The sequence below is a fragment of the Bacteroides acidifaciens genome (genome assembly GCF_903181435.1).
Classification (GTDB): Bacteria; Bacteroidota; Bacteroidia; order Bacteroidales; family Bacteroidaceae; genus Bacteroides.
Genome location: NZ_CAEUHO010000001.1, coordinates 2167472 through 2185138 on the forward strand (window position 1 = coordinate 2167472; position 17667 = coordinate 2185138).

A 17667-nucleotide genomic window follows, 5' to 3' on the forward strand; every position below is an offset into this window, starting at 1 on the left:
GTCATCGTTTATAAGTCAGCAGACTAACCCCGATAATAGCCAATACCGATAAAGGCAATGCAAACAATATCGGGTCTATCACCGGAAAAGGATAAGTGGTAATCAATACATCCCGCCCGAACAAGGCTTTGCAGATACCCAGTGCGGCAGATTCTTTCTGGTGAAGGAACACAAGAGCAAACAAACTGCCGATTGTTCCTACCCAAAGACTTGCCATCACCCCCTGCTTTGTTGCTTTCTTCCAATATAAGGCGCAGAAATAAGCGGGAAGGAAAGCAGCCGCACAGATTCCCATAAAGATAGAAGTTCCACGGGCAATAATGTCATGGGGCAGCATATAGCAGATAATATAGCTGACCAGAATAGAGAACAATACACCAAGGCGGATAACATTAGTCAGTTTACCACGTGAACGAGGTTTGTATGTCCCATAAATATCCGAACCTACCGATGCCCCCATTGTATGGAACTGCGAGCTGAGTGTAGACATGCTCGCCGAAAGGATACACAACATAAAGAGAGCGGCAAACCAGTCGGGCATTGCCTTATTAATGAAATACGGAATAATCTTATCAATATCCTGCACCACCTCTGTGGCAACCGCTCCCTCTGTTTTCAAGAAGAAAAGGTTGCTCAACGCCCCGGCATGATAAATCGCGCCTACCGTTATAATCAAAAAGAAACAACCGATAAATACCCCGCGGTTCAACTGTTTGCTGCTCTCCACTGTCATAAAGCGAACCACCAACTGAGGTTGTGCGAGACAGCCGATTCCCACTCCTAAAATAAGAGAAGTTACCAACGAATACCATTGCGGAGAACCCGTCACAGGCATTGCAGTCCATCCCTGATGCCCCAATGCCTTAAACTTTTCCGGGACTAGCGGAGCGGTAGCAGTCAGTTCTTTATTAGCTTCTACAAAATTCATATCAAGCACTTGATAGAGAGAAAACAGCAGGAACAGCATGCAGCCGAACATGATAACCGCCTGTAAAGCATCGGTGTACATTACCCCCTTCATTCCTCCTGCTATCACATAAGCCGCAATAACCAAAGTAAATATCAACAAAGAAACATTGAAATCTATTTGAAAAATCTGCTCGATAAATACTGCACCGCCTTTCATTACAACCGCCGCATAGAGTGGCATCCCAATGAAAATGACAGCAGCAACAAATACCTGTATATTACGTGAACGGAAATGCCGGCCTAATAACTGCGGGAAAGTACTCACATTCAGTTTAGCCCCCATACGCCGGGTACGCAAACCGAAAAAGATAAAAGCTATCACAACTCCGATAAACATATTCAAGAAGCAGAGCCACTGGATTCCCATCCCGAAAGCGGCAGCCACTCCGCCAAAACCTACGATAGCGGATGCGGAAATAAACGTGGCCCCATAAGAAAGTGCCATCACGATAGGATTCATCTGCCGTCCTCCCACCAGATAATCACTGGTAGATGTCGTTTTTTTATATCCTAAAAAGCCAAGATAGGCCAGTGACAGCAGATAAGCTATCACAATCAGTCCAAGAGTAAATGTATTCATCGGGTTTCGTCTTTTTCATCGTCCTTATTCCAATATTTCAGCCCGAACCAGGCAGCAAAAATCACACATACCACTGAAAGAAGGTATGGCAAAATGATAAAGGGGTCGTCTATTCCAAACATTTGCGTATCAGATTTTAATCAATTAAGACGCAAATGTAAGGAAATTATTGAAAAGACAAAACTTTTGTTTACCAATACTGATTATAGTGTATCTTTTTCTCATCAAATTTCTGTTTCGGGTTCTCTTTTGTAGCCGGATAGCCGAAAGAAATATTTAAAATAGGTTCAACTTATTTTTCTGGGCTTCTTCCAGTGAAACGGTCTCACGTTTCATCAAACCGCTTTTTTCACGCAGTGCCTCGTATTCTCTCTTCAACTCATTCACCAGTTCAACCTTCATCTGCGGATTCAACAGTCTGGCAGCGACACCGGCATTCAAAGAGGCATCTTTCAAGTGTACCACCGGAGCATGATATACAGGAGCAATCTTCAATGCAGTATGCATCTTTGAGGTAGTGGCCCCCCCAATCAGAAGAGGAATGTCCAGTCCCGCTTTTTCCAGTTCCAGGGCTACGTGAGCCATTTCTTCCAGCGAAGGAGTAATCAAGCCGCTCAGTCCAATCATATCCACCTTTTCTTCAATAGCACGCCGGACGATTGTTTCGGCAGGAACCATCACCCCTAAATCAACTATCTCATAACCGTTGCAAGCCATCACTACAGCAACGATATTCTTTCCGATATCGTGCACGTCTCCTTTTACTGTAGCAAGCAATATTTTTCCGGCAGAGGTTGTTTCTTCTGTCTTTTCCGATTCAATAATAGGCTGAAGGATGGCGACGGCTTTCTTCATTGTCCGGGCAGTCTTCACCACCTGTGGAAGAAACATTTTACCCGCTCCGAAAAGTTCGCCTACGTAGTTCATTCCATCCATCAACGGACCTTCAATTACATTTACCGCCTTATCATAAAGTGGCAAGGCTTCTGCCAAATCCTGTTCGAGATAATCGCCAATCCCTTTCATCAAGGCATATTTCAAACGTTCCTGAACGGTTTCTTCTCTCCAGGCATCCTGTTTGACAACCGGTTTGCCTGCTGCTCCGCTCATGGTTGCTTTCAGAGATTCCGCCAATTCGATAAGACGTTCTGCTGCGTCGGGACGGCGGTTCAAAACAACATCTTCTATCTTTTCGAGCACATCAGCCGGAATATCACTGTATAGAACGGAAGTTCCCGGATTCACAATTCCCATATCCATTCCTTGCTGAATGGCATGATAAAGGAATACGGCATGCATGGCCTCACGAATATAGTTGTTGCCACGGAAAGAGAAAGACAGGTTACTTACCCCACCGCTGATATGTGCGCCGGGAAGATTTTTCTTAATCCATCCGGTAGCTTCAATGAAGTCTACGGCATAATTGTTATGCTCCTCGATTCCTGTAGCTACGGCAAGCACATTGGGGTCGAAGATAATATCATTAGGATTAAAATTGACTTTATCAACCAAAAGGCGATAGGCACGCTGACAGACCTCTATCTTACGGGCAGCGGTATCCGCCTGACCTTTTTCATCAAAAGCCATGACAACGGCAGCAGCTCCGTATTGCTTGATAGTCCGGGCATGTTCGAGAAACACTTCTTCTCCTTCCTTCAAAGAAATGGAATTGACGATGGATTTACCTTGCAGGCATTTCAATCCGGCAACAATCACTTCCCACTTGGAAGAATCAATCATAACCGGAACACGGGCTATTTCCGGTTCGGACATGATAAGATTCAGGAAAGTTGTCATCTCGGTCTTGGCGTCCAACAAGCCGTCGTCCATATTGACATCAATCACCAAGGCTCCGTCTTCTACTTGCTGACGGGCTATGGAGAGAGCTTCATCGTATTTCTTTTCATTTATCAGACGAAGGAACTTACGTGAACCGGCTACATTACAGCGCTCGCCGACATTTACAAAATTAATCTCCGGCTTCACTTCGAGCAGTTCAAGACCGGAAAGCCACATACAGTCCGGTTTTGCAACCGGAACATGTGGTTTTGCACCTTTTATCAAGGCTGAATATTCGGCAATGTAGGCATCTGTTGTTCCACAACAACCACCTATTATATTGATTAGTCCTTCATCGATATACTCTTTCACTTCGTGAGCCATATCCGCAGGTGTCTGGTCGTACTTGCCCAGGCTGTTCGGTAACCCGGCATTCGGATATGCGCTAATGTAATAAGGTGCGCGGGCTGCCAACTGTTCGAGGAAGGGTTTCAACTGACGGGCTCCGAACGAGCAATTCAAGCCGACAGAGAAAATATTGGCATGCTGCACGGAAGCGAGAAATGCTTCCAGTGTTTGTCCGGACAAGGTTCGCCCGCCAATATCGGAGACAGTCACAGACAGCATGACAGGCACTCTGACACCTGTCACTTTCATTGCTTGTTCAGCGGCAAAAATAGCCGCTTTCGCATTCAGCGTATCAAATATTGTTTCAATCAGAATAGCATCTACCCCGCCCTCAAGCATTGCTTCCATCTGTTGCTGATAGGCGGCAGCCAGTTCATCGTAGCTTAGAGCACGATAAGCCGGGTTGTTCACATCGGGACTCATGGAACAGGTTTTGTTCGTTGGCCCTACGGAACCGGCTACAAAACGTGGTTTATCGGGATTCTTTGCAGTATATTCATCAGCAAGCCCACGAGCCAGTTTTACAGCGGCAAGATTTATCTCACGTACATATTCTTCTACGTGATAATCGGCCATAGAGACTGTGGTTGAGCTGAATGTATTCGTTTCGATAATGTCCGCACCTGCTTCGAGATACTTACGGTGAATATCTTGAATTACGTCGGGGCGGGTCAGGCAAAGCAAATCGTTATTTCCTTTCAGTTGTCCGGGAATATGCGCGAAACGTTCACCACGAAAATCTTCTTCTGTGAGATTATATTGTTGTATCATTGTACCCATTGCCCCATCCAGGATAAGGATGCGCTCGGATACGATCTGAGAAATTGTCTTCTTCATTTATCCTACCATGTCATCGTTTGAACATTCTTGCCATATCTCTACGGTCGTCTTTCTCTTTGATGGATTCCCGTTTATCATATTCTTTCTTACCTTTCGCCAAAGCGACCACCAGTTTCGCCAAACCTTTTTCATTGATAAACAAGCGTACGGGAACAATCGTAAAGCCGGGATTCTTCATCTCCCGCTGGAGTTTCTCCAATTCTTTTTTATTGAGTAACAATTTCCTCTCCCTACGTGCCGTATGATTATTGTACGAACCATAGAAGTACTCAGCGATATGCATGTTCTTCACCCATAATTCGCCTTTCGCAAAATAACAAAACGTATCTACCAGGCTTGCTTTTCCCAAACGAATGGATTTGATTTCCGTACCGGTCAATACGATACCTGCTGTATAGGTATCTATCAGTTCGTAATCAAACGTAGCCCGTTTATTCTTAATATTTACAGAGGGTTGTTTCATCTTCACACATTAGTTAAGTATGGCCGTCAGTTTATTAAACACAAATTGAATCACCGTCGGACATAGTATTAACAATACAGACGACAAAAGGGTGTATCTCAATCGTTGTTTTTCTTCCACTCCCATCAGCACAGGAACTCCTTCCCATACCACATAGACGATGTAAAACTGTAATAGCCAAGCAATAATTCTAAAATCAGGTAATAGTCCGGTTACAATCTGAAGCAAGAAAGGTACAACAAGCGCATATCCTGCAAATTGTTGTGTCAACGGCATATTGCTATACATGCCAAACATTCTTGTCCCCATCTCATTAATGGCATAGGCTGCCAGAAAGTAGCCACCGAACAGGGCTACAGCTACGGCGCAACAGTTGGTCATAGCTATCTGGAAACTTTGCGGACCTCCCCATCCATTCGTCAGTAATGAACCGATGAACACGGACAGACCGCATAAACCAATCATAGGATAGACAAAAGCCATATATACTTTTCGCCTATCCTCTTCCATAGAAATTTCCTCCCAAGCCTTGGCCGGAGAGGAAATTAATTTCATTGCTATGTTAAATAGTTCTTTGTAGTTCAATTGTCCAATCAATAATTACTAATCTTTGCTTCCTTAGAAGAAAGTGTATATGTTTGGTTATTCTTACCAACTCCTATAACTTTAATCCTAATTTTCCCCTCATTAGCAGTTAAAGTAGGAGTTTCTGCATCAGGATCACTTTTAGGAACAAGCGCTAAAGCGGCATTTATCTCAGTAACAGAGGGGATACTAAAACTTGCATATCCTTGAGTTTCATACGATGCATCTTTATTTCCTACAGTTTGTTGCAATTTCACAGTTAATTCATTTCCACTTGCAGTTACAGGTACCAAATCAACTATTGCCGATGAGTTATCAATACAAATACTAAAAGCAACATTACAATAAGCAGGAACATTACTAAACATATTGACAGTTGTTGCATTTAGCACTCCAAAATCAGATAATCTTGCTAATGGAATATCATTTTTAATAGTATCTGGCTGCATACACAAAGAACGAGTGTACAAAGGAGCATATTGTACAATTGTCACATTCTTCTTCTCACTAGCAGCAGTTACCCCTTCCAAATACTTTAAATATACAAAGACTCTTTTAGGATAAGTTGTTTCACCATTCGCCTTTAAAGCCCCCGGATTCTCTGGATAATAAATGTTGCCGTCGTCACCCAACAAGCAGACAGAAGTAATATCATCAACAACGCTAGCATATACTCCTAAATCATAAGCAGATTCATTATCTCCATTCATACAAGAAGTAACCGACATACCCATCACCACGGCCATCAAAGCCACCAAGAAAAAATTCATCTGTTTCATAAACATATTTTTTAGATTTTACAAAGATATAAATTATAATTCATATCTACTAAATGCAAAGACTTAAAAAATACTGCATCAGATTTTATTTCTTCTTTTCATTTATCGAAAAAAACAAATAATAATTTGGCATAAAAAATGGTTCACCCTATAAACAAAGATAAAGGTACCCCTAATACATTGTGAATTAAAGGTACCTAATTAGTTATTTAGGAATAACTTTTATTGTTTTCAAAACCTTATTTTCTTGAGTCAAGACAATTTTAGACTCCTGAACTACAGCACCTTTCCATTTTCCTTTCAAATAAATCGTTTTTCCTGTATTTATACCATACATTTTTGCAACGTATGTTAAATCAGCATCATATTTAGTAGCAATCAGTTCCGCCTTAATTGTTGTTCTAGGTGGAACCTCTTGAGTTATAGATTCAGATATTGTATAAGATTTAGTCTCCTTACCTCCTACTGTATAACTCCATGACTTTTCATTGCTCACTTCTCCACTGAAACTACCCTCAAAAAAACTAGCTATCCCTATTTTGGCTGAAGCTGATGTTGAAACATTAACTCTTAACCCTTCGGTTTCCGAGAAACTTGATTCATTCGTTATTGTTTCTTGAAAACTAATCACCCTTGTAGCTGGTATATCGGTGTCATTTACAAATATTTTATTAGCTATTTGGGTAGGAATAACAGTCAATTGATCATTCGTTGTTAAATCATAAGTAATTTCTTCAACTCTAAACTCATCAACTGGTATAATTTGCCACTTAATAAGGTCTCCTTTATTGTCTCCTTTGGCAGCTGTAACACTAGTACTACTTGCACTGTTAGGTTGTATATAATAAGGAATAGTCACAGGAAAAGAGGGAGGATTATTTATCACTTCGCCTATAGTTAAAATATTATAAGTCACCCCATCCCCTGATGGTACTACATTTATATTAGAAATAATCCCTAATTTTTTATCTAATGCAACACGACGATCCGTATAAACTACAAGTTCTCCATTGGGATAAGTACTATTTCCCCCAATAAGATTTATATAAGCATGCCATATGTTGTTATGTTTCAGTTCAATATTCCAGCGCTGACGTAAGCTACCATCATCACTTGCTGCTAAATAGATACTTGTTCCTTTAGCTTCTGCACTTAAATATTTGTTATTAATCATTGATTTTATATTAACCGGTATACCATTCAACTGATCTATTGCAGCAGGAACACCATTAGCACTCCTTGTTAAAGGTGACTCATTCACATCACCTTCAACTTGAAGTTCAGACCAAACATCCTCTTGTTCACATGAAACAAAAGATAAAATACATACAAATAAAAACATAATCTTTTTCATAACAGTAATATTTTTAGGTAAAACAATAGATACATCTTAAACCTTTTGAACTCCATCACTCATAAATCATAAATTCCCCATATCCTCGGTAAACATCCGCACTAAAACTTATTTGAAATATTCCACTTTCGTATATAGGAACATTAATTACAGTTCCTACTTGAACATCATAAGATTTTAATAGAATAATTTCATTCGTTTCAATGCTCTCAATTTTCACAAGTACATCCTTTATTGACTCTCGAAAATCAATCATTAGAACATTACCATAAATAAAGACCTGTACAGGTGAGTAGACAGGGGAACGAAATACAGGAACACCAGTAGTACTTTTTATAGATACTTTTCTCTTTCCGTTCGATTGTTGCAGACAATTTCCTGCACCAACCAAACCCGACAATAGAAATAAAAGAATAAATAATAACGATAATTTTCTCATTGTTTTATTAAGTTGATTCGACACCTCAAATGTATGAACAAGATTTGCAATAACAAAAAAAAACCACAAGAGCTTTTTGTTAAAAACCGAGATTATTACATTTAAGAAAACATCTATCAATCAACGATTTATCCAAGAGAAAGCTATTTATATATTAACAACAATCATAATTATCCCCAAATACATATCAAATAGAATCAATTAATTCTTCAAAAGAAGAAGAATTTGACATATTTGAAAGTTTATTCAAAAGAATAGCATTACGTTTTTTATACATAGCATCCAATGTTCTATCAAAAACCAAAGCCATATCTACATAGCTAATTCTGATTTTAAACAGACAACAAAAACGCACATCATTTTTAGACAACAATGGCATTCGCAATTTCAGCCGGTCAACAAAACCATAAGAAAAGTAATTAATATCTTGCAATAATAAATTCCAATCTTTTTCGGAAAAGGACTCTCTATATTTATAGTTTTCTTTTTTCTTTTGAACCAAGTGCAGTAATAACTTATAACTTTTAGTACCCTCTAATAACTTCATGAAGAAGTCTTGATTTTCTTTTTTTAAGGTATTCACCTGATTCGTTAAACAATACAATTTTGCTTTATCTTCTTCTGCTGTACCTACAAATTCTTGAAGAAGTTTTAATTCCTGCTCTTTTTTTCGCAAATCTTCCTGTATCACAGAGAAGGCTTTCAACTGACATTCTAGAGAATCCTTCTTTAATGTCAATGTATGAATCTTATTAGAATATCTATATCGCTTATTAACCCAATAAATAATTAACAAAAGAAGAAACAGTAAAAGACCATAGATATAAAATTGATAACTACTCAAAAGTCTTTGATATCTTTCTGTATATAACAATCTATCACCTTTAGAAATAGCACTTCGAGTTCTAGTCTCCATTACATCCATAGAATCAAGACATTCAATATACATATCATGAAAAGAAAGGGCTTTATTCAAATTTCCTTGTCTTTTTTCAATATCTGCCAACAGTAAATATGCAGCAGCCTTTGTTGATAAATCATTCGTAATTAAGCTTTTAGAAACACTAATTTTTGCAGAATCATAGCTCGCAAGTTGAACTAAAGCAGTACCTTCCAACAAATATAATCTTGCAGAATCTAAAGAATCAGTCTTATACAACAACCCCTTTTGAGTATATTCAATCGTTTTCTCCGGATAATCTATCGATGCATAAAAAGCCGCCATGGAATTAAACACTATTTCCTGCGCATTTGCGTTGTGCATGCTCCTAGCAATAGCCAAAGCACGTTCAAAAGACTCCATGGAATTAGAATATTCTTTTTTCCGCAAATAAATATTACCACGTGCAACCAATCCCATGCATAAATTAAAAGAATCATTCTTCTGTATAGCTATACTTTCAGAAAGCATAAATAAGGAGTCTGCCTTAGCTAATAAGTCCTGCTGAAAGTATATTTGTCCTAAATTTCCATAAAGCAAACAAAGCATTTCATTTTTTCCACTCTGCTCTGCCCAATGTAATGCAATAAAATATTCATTTACAGCCGCCGCTTCATTTTGCATATCTTGATAAACTCTTCCCAAATAATAATGAGCCTTTACCGCCTGTTCCACATTGCTGACAGAATCATAATAACTCACAGCTATATTTATCAACGAATCATCCACATGTAAAATATAATTTTTATCTTCAGCTTGAGTCAAGAGTAAAGCATATCTTGCTTTTAATGAAATATCCTCATTATTAGGATTTAAATTCTCTAACAAGGATAAAGCAGAATCAGGATAAGTTAGAATTAGTGATTCCGCTTCTGATAAAGAAAAGGAAAAAGAAGAAATAACACCTTTCTTTTTATAACAAGAACTTACTAGAAATACATACGATAATAATACTCCTATCAAGATCCTAACTGTCAGTTTTGTCAAAATACTACTTTATTATTTTTGCAAAAAGTTCCAAATGGTCATCTACATAACTTGCAATCAATGCCGTAACCTGTTCTTCCGTCTCCAAATAAGTCTCTTCCAGCTCATCAAAAGCTTCGTACTGCTCATACATGGCCATAAATTCATCGTCCGTCCGTTCTTTCTCCAAGTCTTTCCGGTTGGCATCAAATATTTTCTTTGCCTTATAGATTAACTTCGAAAATTCTTCCGCCCCCCACAAACGCATCACTTTTGCAAACGGATTATCAAAGATATACCCGCCATAACCGTTCTGAATCAATTGGCAGAATCCCCCTGCCATCACCTCATCACGAAATATCTGATAAGCTAGCAAAGAATGTTGTTCTCCCGTTAACAAAGGCATCGTCTCCGCGGTCAGTTCACCGCCGATTACCTCTTTATATTTATCTGTAAACGCCTGGATAAATTCATCCATTCCTTCACCCGCAGCCTTTTGTAAAGCTGATTCTACAACTTCAATCATAATCTTCTTTATAAATAATGCAGCAAAGCTACGAATTTTATTCTACATCCAGTAATAATCCCCCCATAATCTTGCCAATCTTAATTTCATCATCCGTTCTTCACGTTCTTCACACGGTCCATATCATCTCATTTTCAGACGTTTCCGGTGAACAATTCATATAAAATACAGTGTTCACCTCTATTCACCTCTTCACAAGGTATGTATTTTACAGTCTAACAATACAGTGAGAACTGCTATTTGCCATAGTATAGAAACAGGCAAATAGTGTATATATCCCGAATAGAAAATGTTTGTTCAATAATAGCCGACTCCAGTCGGCTAAGTAGTCAACTTCAGTCGTCCTGTCAGCCGACCTAAGTCGGCTGACAGGACGACTGAAGTTGACCGATAAGTTCTTCCAACTGAATGGTTACTAACTTAGCTTACAACGTTAATTATTGTTTATGTTCAAACAATTAACTTGGTTAAAAATGAAATAATGTGTAATTTTACGTTGTATAACAATAAATGATAATATTAAAAAGGCACAATATCAAAATTTTACATAGACTATCTTTTAAAATGATATTGTCATTTAGAATATATTTCTATATATTAGAAAGGTATCTGCTAATTTAAATAAAATACCAACTACAAATAATGCTTATGAAAAAGAATTTGAAAAATTTAGAACTGAGTATTCCTTCTATAGATATTCTTGAATCTCGGAAGATTGTTGGAGAATATAGTGTTAATGATAACATTGATAATGATTGATGGAAGTGCACATAGAGAAAATCCGGATTATACAATATGGAGACGATAATACAAATTTGATAACAAGAAAATAATGAAAAGATTTTTATTTATATCTATTCTTTCGTTGTGCTTTAGCACAATCTGCTCATGCGCATGCTTAGATGAAATTAAAACGTTTTATACGAGCTATATGATGAATCTTTTAAATGATAATTCAAAGAATAGAGCTTTATGTGAAAGGTGTTTAACCGATGGACTATTAACAAAAGTTCAAAGAATGATAAATATAAGTAGTGTTGATCCAATAATACGTTCACAAGATGTAAACAGTGATGCTATTAGAACTTTAAATGTAAAAAATATTACAGACAACTGGTATATGGTAAGTTATCTTTGGAATGAAAAAGATAGTACTACCATGATTAAAATTCCATTAAAAGTGGAAAATGTGGATGAGAAGTGTAAGATAGCATATATTACGCCTGTTCAGAATGGAGATCAATATGGAGATGAGCTGCTGTCTAATTGTGAGAATATGAAAGCGTGTAAAATAGATGAGACTTCAGGAAAGTCATTTGCAGAAAGTTTTTACAAAGTTTATATTGCATCATATTGTGCTATGTATAAAGATGTAAATGCGAAACTATCAACTTTGCGTTTATCTAATTTGTCACATACAGCCTTGGAACAATTTGAGAAAGCAGAATTAGAAAATCAAAAGGATGGTTTTAATGGATATGATCTCTTGATTAATAACTTTGATTTCGACTGTATGTGGTGTAAAAGTTTTAAACTTAACCAATTGGGAGATAATGTCTTTCAAATCACTTATCAGGCAGGAAGTAAAACTTATAAAATAATTATTACTATTAAAAAACAAAACAATAGATATTTAATTGATAAAATATCATTATAAGCAGAAGAAACATTCTCAAATAAATTATAATCTTTTTTGTTTGAGAATGTTGCTTGTGCCAATTCTTAAAGTATTCACAATTTAGTCTGCAAAGTTGCTAAGTCTCTTATTTTATGAATAAGTATAGATTCGAATAGTAACAATTTAGCGATATTCTTGAAGAAGCTTTGGAATATGGAATTCATTTTTCATTTCCTTATAAAACTTTATTTCATGAAGGCTTACCATTCGGTGGAAAAGTTCTATTTAATCATTTAATGCAATTTTACTCTGAGCTATGGGGAAAACATATATCTTTTAGTATGATAAATCCTGTGGTAAATCGTAGAAATATCTCACAAATATTTGCTATTGCTTATTTCTCAAAATTGAGTTGTGTCTCCAAGCTACTTCAATGTAGTTTTTTTTAAATTTTATGAGAACCATTTATGATATTCTTTTTCTTGAAGCGATAGATCCAAATGGGTTATACAATATTTCTCAAATCAATGTAATGAAAAAAGAGACTGTAAAAAGGTATGCAAAAAAAATTACTGCAATAATGGAATAGCTTATGAAAACACAGTAGAAAATATTAAAGGAAAAGTGGGAACTTAAGAGGAGCAGTCTTCCAAAAATAGTTTTTGCACAGGGCACTGTCCACAATTTTGTGTAAATAGAAAACTTCAGGATTCGGGTTTTATACTTGAATCCTGTTTTCAAATATAGTAATAAATTGGTTAAATATCAATGCCCAATTCCAAATAGGTTGGTACCATTTCTTTTCAATTTCGTTAATGGCCAAATAGACAGATTTTTTCAGTGCATCATCATTTGGAAATGATAGCTTATTTTTGGTGTACTTTCTAATTTTCCCATTTAGATTTTCAATAAGATTAGTGGTATAGATAATCTTTCTAATCTCGACGGGGAAATCAAAGAACACGGTCAGTTCTTCCCAATTATTTCTCCATGAGCGTATCGCATATGGATATTTAGCACCCCATTTTTGCTCAAAGTTATCCAACTCCATCTCAGCTGCTTCTTTAGTAGGTGCATTATAGATGTTCTTTAAATCGGCAGTGAATTCCTTTTTTTCTTTCCAGACGACATAGCGACAGGAGTTTCTAATTTGGTGTACCACACATATTTGAGTAGTAGAGGCAGGAAATACACTCTTGATGGTTTCCGTAAATCCATTCAGGTTATCAGTAACTGTAATCAGAATGTCTTCTACACCACGGGCTTTGAGATCCGTTAAAACGCCCATCCAGAAAGCGGCACTCTCATTTTTGCCAATCCACATACCCAATACTTCTTTCAAACCTTCCTTATTCAGACCTACACATAGGTAAACAGTCTTGTTGATCACTTTGCCGTTTTCTCTGACTTTGAATACGATACCATCCATCCAGACAATCATATATAAACTGTCCAAAGGACGATTCTGCCACTCTGTTGCAGCCTGGCTAACTTTATTGGTGATAATGGAGATAGCGGAGGTGGAAAGGTTAATGCCGTATATTTCCTGCATTTCCGACTCAATATCAGCGACGCTCATACCTTTGGCATAAAGAGAGATGACAAGACGCTCGATTGATAAGCCGCGGGATTGATGCTTGGGAACAACAATAGGCTCAAATTCTCCTTTCCGATCACGAGGAACCTGAATAACAGATTTACCCATCTCGGTTTGAATCTGCTTCCTATAACTACCATTGCGGGAGTTGCCACTATGATCGCCTTGATTGGAGTGTTTTTCATAACCTAAATGGTTATCCATCTCTGCTTCCAGCATTTGTTCATAAACACGAGTATGAAGCTCTTTCATGAAAGCAGTCACATCTTCGCCTGTCTTAAACTGGGACAGAAACTCTTTACTTAAAAATTCTTTAGGAATGTCCATAAAATCTGATTTTTACAAAGTTAATACATAAATAAAAAAACTATGAGAAAAATCCCGTAGTTTTCTATTTACACAATTAGATGGATAGTCCCTTGCACAGACTCCCGATTGCTTATAATTAATGCACTCATGACTACACTTTTTGAACTGAATAATATAAGCTTTTAGCGAGATTATCCATCTCCCCCTAGTTTATCCGCTCCCTAATTCTATACATGTAACCGCACTTCTAAATACACACCTGTTTAATTAAGGTATATCTATTGATTCAACTCCACAAATTTTCGTTTTCTAATTAATAACAAAGCAGCAAATAGATAGTTCGTCACCCTCAATCTTCCGCAAATGCAATCCCGACTTTACAAACGGCGAAAAAACGTAAACAGATTTGTCTCTTTTCACAAAAAAGTAATAAAAGGCGATTTGCAGAAACAAATAAATCGACTACCTTTGTGGGCGATTTAGAGAATCGTAACTACGTATTTTTAATTATATCACTTAAAAAAAGAGCTAATTATGACTTATTCACACGAAGTGGAACACATGTGTGTTGTAAAGAAGGGTCCTAACCACGGACCGGCTCCCATACCCGAAGAAGGCAAATGGGTAAAATCTAAAGAAATCGTTGATATTTCTGGTTTGACACACGGTATCGGTTGGTGCGCTCCTCAACAAGGTGCTTGTAAACTGACACTGAACGTTAAAGAAGGTATCATCCAGGAAGCCTTGATCGAAACAATCGGTTGCTCTGGTATGACTCACTCAGCTGCTATGGCTTCTGAAATCCTTCCGGGTAAAACAGTTCTTGAAGCATTAAACACTGACCTTGTTTGCGATGCTATCAACACTGCAATGCGCGAACTTTTCTTGCAAATCGTATACGGACGTACTCAATCAGCTTTCTCTGAAGGTGGTTTGATTATCGGTGCAGGTTTGGAAGACTTGGGTAAAGGTCTGCGTAGCCAGGTAGGTACTCTTTATGGTACTTTGGCTAAAGGTCCTCGCTACCTTGAAATGGCAGAAGGTTATATCAAACAAATCTTCTTGGACAAGAACGACGAAATCTGCGGATACGAATTCGTACACATGGGTAAGTTCATGGACGAAATCAAGAAGGGTACTGATGCTAACGAAGCTTTGAAGAAAGTTACAGGTACTTACGGACGCGTAACAGCAGAACAGGGAGCAGTTAAATCTATTGATCCACGTCACGAATAATATAAGGAGGAAAGAAACAATGATTAGAGAAGTAAAATTCGAAAGCCAAGACCGTCGTATCAAACAGATTATCGCTGCTTTGAACGCTAACGGCATCAAAGATATCGAAGAAGCGAACGCTATCTGTGAAGCTCATGGACTTGATCCTTATAAAACGTGTGAAGAAACTCAGCCTATCTGTTTTGAAAATGCAAAATGGGCTTATGTTGTAGGTACTGCCATTGCTATTAAAAAAGGTTGCACAAACGCTGCTGAAGCTGCCGAGGCTATCGGTATCGGTCTGCAAGCATTCTGCATCCCGGGTTCTGTAGCTGACGACCGTAAGGTTGGTATCGGCCATGGTAACCTTGCTGCTATGTTGCTGCGTGAAGAAACTAAATGTTTCGCTTTCTTGGCAGGTCACGAATCTTTCGCTGCTGCTGAAGGTGCTATCAAAATCGCTGCTAAAGCAGACAAAGTACGTAAAGAACCGTTGCGTTGTATCTTGAACGGTCTTGGAAAAGACGCTGCTCAGATCATCTCTCGTATCAACGGCTTTACATACGTTCAGACTCAATTCGATTACTTTACAGGTGAACTGAAAGTTGTTCGTGAAATCGCTTACTCTGACGGTCCTCGTGCAAAAGTAAAATGTTATGGTGCTGACGACGTTCGCGAAGGTGTAGCTATCATGTGGAAAGAAGGTGTAGACGTATCTATCACAGGTAACTCTACTAACCCGACTCGTTTCCAACATCCAGTTGCAGGTACTTACAAGAAAGAACGTGTTCTTGCTGGTAAACCATATTTCTCTGTAGCTTCCGGTGGTGGTACAGGCCGTACTCTTCACCCGGATAACATGGCTGCAGGTCCTGCTTCATACGGTATGACAGACACAATGGGTCGTATGCACTCAGATGCTCAGTTCGCTGGTTCTTCATCAGTTCCTGCTCACGTAGAAATGATGGGATTCCTGGGAATTGGTAACAATCCTATGGTAGGTTGTACAGTGGCTTGCGCTGTTGACGTAGCTCAGGCTTTGAGCAAGTAATTTAAATAATTACCATATAGTAAATCCCTGTAACTGATAAGGTTATGGGGATTTTTATTTTCAGTATGTTCATAGGTTGAACTGCTGATTTACCTCTCTCCTACCTTTCTAATATAGTTTAGTTTTGTATTCCTACCTAATACTGATTTCACTTTACTAAGATGGATATAGATACTACTTTAAACTAAAAAAGAAAGTATTTATTAGTCCAATGCAAAAAAGTAGAGTATTAATACAACTATCCCTAATGATACCTTGTTAAAGTAAGAGTTATTAATTATCTTTGCATTGAAAGGAGATACACCTATGAAGCTGATTGAAAATAATATCCAAAAGATAATTGACCTATGCAAAAAACATAAGGTACATAAATTATTTGTCTTTGGTTCTGTTCTTACGAGTCGTTTTAATGACAACAGCGATGTTGATTTAGTTGTCGATTTTAATAAGGCAGAAGTAAGCGATTACTTTGATAATTTCTTTGATTTCAAATATGCTTTAGAAAATTTGTTTGGCAGAAAAGTAGACTTACTGGAAGAACAGACTATTAAGAATCCATATTTGAAGAAGAATGTGGATGCAACTAAAACTTTAATCTATGGATGAATTAATAAAGAAACACTTGCAAGATATTCTAACTGCCATTGAAGAAGTAGAAAGTTTCTTCGGCAATGCTCCTAAAGTTTATGATGACTTCTATAGTAACCTATGCCTTAGACGAGCCGTTGAAAGAAACATAGAAATTATTGGTGAAGCTATGAATAGAATACTAAAAGTTGATAAAGATATAGCCATAACCAATTCTCGCAAAATTGTTGATGCTAGAAACTATATCATACATGGTTATGACAGCCTATCAGTAGATATACTTTGGAGTATGGTTATTAATCATTTACCAAAACTAAGAAATGAAGTAATAGCATTGCTAAATATATAAGGTTTGCGACTTATTCGCGACCACTTTTTCTGTTTTCTTACAAGTAGTCGTATTAGACCCTGCAATCACAATCAGAACAGAATTATGAAATAGGATGGTATATCATTACTATTTTATTACGCCTCAGCATCCAGCCCTTTTTCATAATGCACCAATCTCACCCAATCGTTTAAGAACTATAATGGCAATCAAGTTGTTTATATAGAATAATCAACCATTATAAAACAATGCTACTGACTTTCTTAAATTATAATACACACACCTTAGTGCTACTAAAGAGAAATATCCTTGTCTTTAACTGTTCAGAAAGTC

16 protein-coding genes and 1 pseudogene are annotated in these 17667 nt (G+C 37.6%); 5 read left to right on the forward strand and 12 right to left on the reverse strand.

From position 1 onward, the window contains the following. Position 1: 1 nt before the first annotated feature. The 11 genes and pseudogenes from CLIN57ABFB40_RS09170 to CLIN57ABFB40_RS09210 all read right to left on the reverse strand — a co-directional run bounded on the left by CLIN57ABFB40_RS09170 (position 2) and on the right by CLIN57ABFB40_RS09210 (position 10628). Positions 2-1549, reverse strand: coding sequence for a sodium:solute symporter (locus CLIN57ABFB40_RS09170; protein ID WP_175629805.1), 1548 nt, complete (start codon positions 1547-1549; stop codon positions 2-4). Continuing rightward, a complete protein-coding gene (locus CLIN57ABFB40_RS20580; protein ID WP_004296931.1) occupies positions 1546-1671 on the reverse strand; it encodes a symporter small accessory protein in 126 nt (41 codons plus the stop codon). The genes CLIN57ABFB40_RS09170 and CLIN57ABFB40_RS20580 overlap by 4 nt, the downstream gene beginning before the upstream one ends. Positions 1672-1739: 68 nt before the next feature. Further along, positions 1740-1835, reverse strand: a pseudogene (locus tag CLIN57ABFB40_RS20240) (nitroreductase family protein); the annotation flags it as partial. Beyond that, positions 1826-4573 carry a methionine synthase gene (gene metH / locus CLIN57ABFB40_RS09175; protein ID WP_175629806.1) on the reverse strand — a complete coding sequence of 916 codons (2748 nt, stop codon included), beginning with the start codon at positions 4571-4573 and terminating at the stop codon, positions 1826-1828. The pseudogene CLIN57ABFB40_RS20240 and the gene metH, both read right to left, overlap by 10 nt. Before the next feature lie 13 nt (positions 4574-4586). Continuing rightward, positions 4587-5039, reverse strand: a complete 453-nt coding sequence (smpB, locus tag CLIN57ABFB40_RS09180; RefSeq protein ID WP_007754410.1) for an SsrA-binding protein — start codon at positions 5037-5039, stop codon at positions 4587-4589. 9 nt (positions 5040-5048) lie between these two features. Beyond that, positions 5049-5594 (reverse strand): Yip1 family protein, encoded by a 546-nt coding sequence (locus tag CLIN57ABFB40_RS09185; protein ID WP_175629807.1) that lies wholly within the window; start codon positions 5592-5594, stop codon positions 5049-5051. A gap of 38 nt (positions 5595-5632) precedes the next feature. After that, positions 5633-6409: a hypothetical protein gene (locus CLIN57ABFB40_RS09190; protein ID WP_254871729.1), complete on the reverse strand. Its 777-nt coding sequence runs from the start codon at positions 6407-6409 to the stop codon at positions 5633-5635. Between the two features lie 199 nt (positions 6410-6608). Further along, positions 6609-7757, reverse strand: a complete 1149-nt coding sequence (locus CLIN57ABFB40_RS09195; protein ID WP_175629808.1) for a hypothetical protein — start codon at positions 7755-7757, stop codon at positions 6609-6611. A gap of 55 nt (positions 7758-7812) precedes the next feature. Beyond that, the gene (locus CLIN57ABFB40_RS09200) at positions 7813-8196 is read right to left on the reverse strand and encodes a DUF3244 domain-containing protein (protein ID WP_175629809.1); all 384 of its coding nucleotides are present in this window, start codon (positions 8194-8196) and stop codon (positions 7813-7815) included. Between the two features lie 187 nt (positions 8197-8383). Further along, positions 8384-10123, reverse strand: coding sequence for a tetratricopeptide repeat protein (locus tag CLIN57ABFB40_RS09205; RefSeq protein ID WP_175629810.1), 1740 nt, complete (start codon positions 10121-10123; stop codon positions 8384-8386). A 4-nt stretch (positions 10124-10127) separates the two neighbouring features. After that, positions 10128-10628: a DMP19 family protein gene (locus CLIN57ABFB40_RS09210; protein WP_175629811.1), complete on the reverse strand. Its 501-nt coding sequence runs from the start codon at positions 10626-10628 to the stop codon at positions 10128-10130. Positions 10629-11559: 931 nt separating this feature from the next. Here CLIN57ABFB40_RS09210 and CLIN57ABFB40_RS09215 point away from each other — a divergent pair. Further along, positions 11560-12285 (forward strand): DUF3828 domain-containing protein, encoded by a 726-nt coding sequence (locus CLIN57ABFB40_RS09215; protein WP_175629812.1) that lies wholly within the window; start codon positions 11560-11562, stop codon positions 12283-12285. Positions 12286-12964: 679 nt separating this feature from the next. On the opposite strand, the gene CLIN57ABFB40_RS09220 is transcribed toward CLIN57ABFB40_RS09215, so the two are convergent. Continuing rightward, entirely contained in the window at positions 12965-14170 is a 1206-nt protein-coding gene (locus tag CLIN57ABFB40_RS09220) for an IS256 family transposase (RefSeq protein WP_175628958.1), read from the reverse strand. A 516-nt stretch (positions 14171-14686) separates the two neighbouring features. Here CLIN57ABFB40_RS09220 and CLIN57ABFB40_RS09225 point away from each other — a divergent pair. The 4 genes from CLIN57ABFB40_RS09225 to CLIN57ABFB40_RS09240 all read left to right on the forward strand — a co-directional run bounded on the left by CLIN57ABFB40_RS09225 (position 14687) and on the right by CLIN57ABFB40_RS09240 (position 17355). Then, positions 14687-15388 carry an iron-sulfur cluster assembly scaffold protein gene (locus tag CLIN57ABFB40_RS09225; RefSeq protein ID WP_004296942.1) on the forward strand — a complete coding sequence of 234 codons (702 nt, stop codon included), beginning with the start codon at positions 14687-14689 and terminating at the stop codon, positions 15386-15388. A 19-nt stretch (positions 15389-15407) separates the two neighbouring features. Then, positions 15408-16418 carry a GGGtGRT protein gene (locus tag CLIN57ABFB40_RS09230; RefSeq protein ID WP_004315991.1) on the forward strand — a complete coding sequence of 337 codons (1011 nt, stop codon included), beginning with the start codon at positions 15408-15410 and terminating at the stop codon, positions 16416-16418. 306 nt (positions 16419-16724) lie between these two features. Next, positions 16725-17024, forward strand: coding sequence for a nucleotidyltransferase family protein (locus CLIN57ABFB40_RS09235; protein ID WP_008021707.1), 300 nt, complete (start codon positions 16725-16727; stop codon positions 17022-17024). Then, positions 17017-17355, forward strand: coding sequence for a DUF86 domain-containing protein (locus CLIN57ABFB40_RS09240; RefSeq protein ID WP_121766711.1), 339 nt, complete (start codon positions 17017-17019; stop codon positions 17353-17355). Before CLIN57ABFB40_RS09235 ends, CLIN57ABFB40_RS09240 begins: the two co-directional genes overlap by 8 nt. Positions 17356-17667 lie beyond the last annotated feature (312 nt).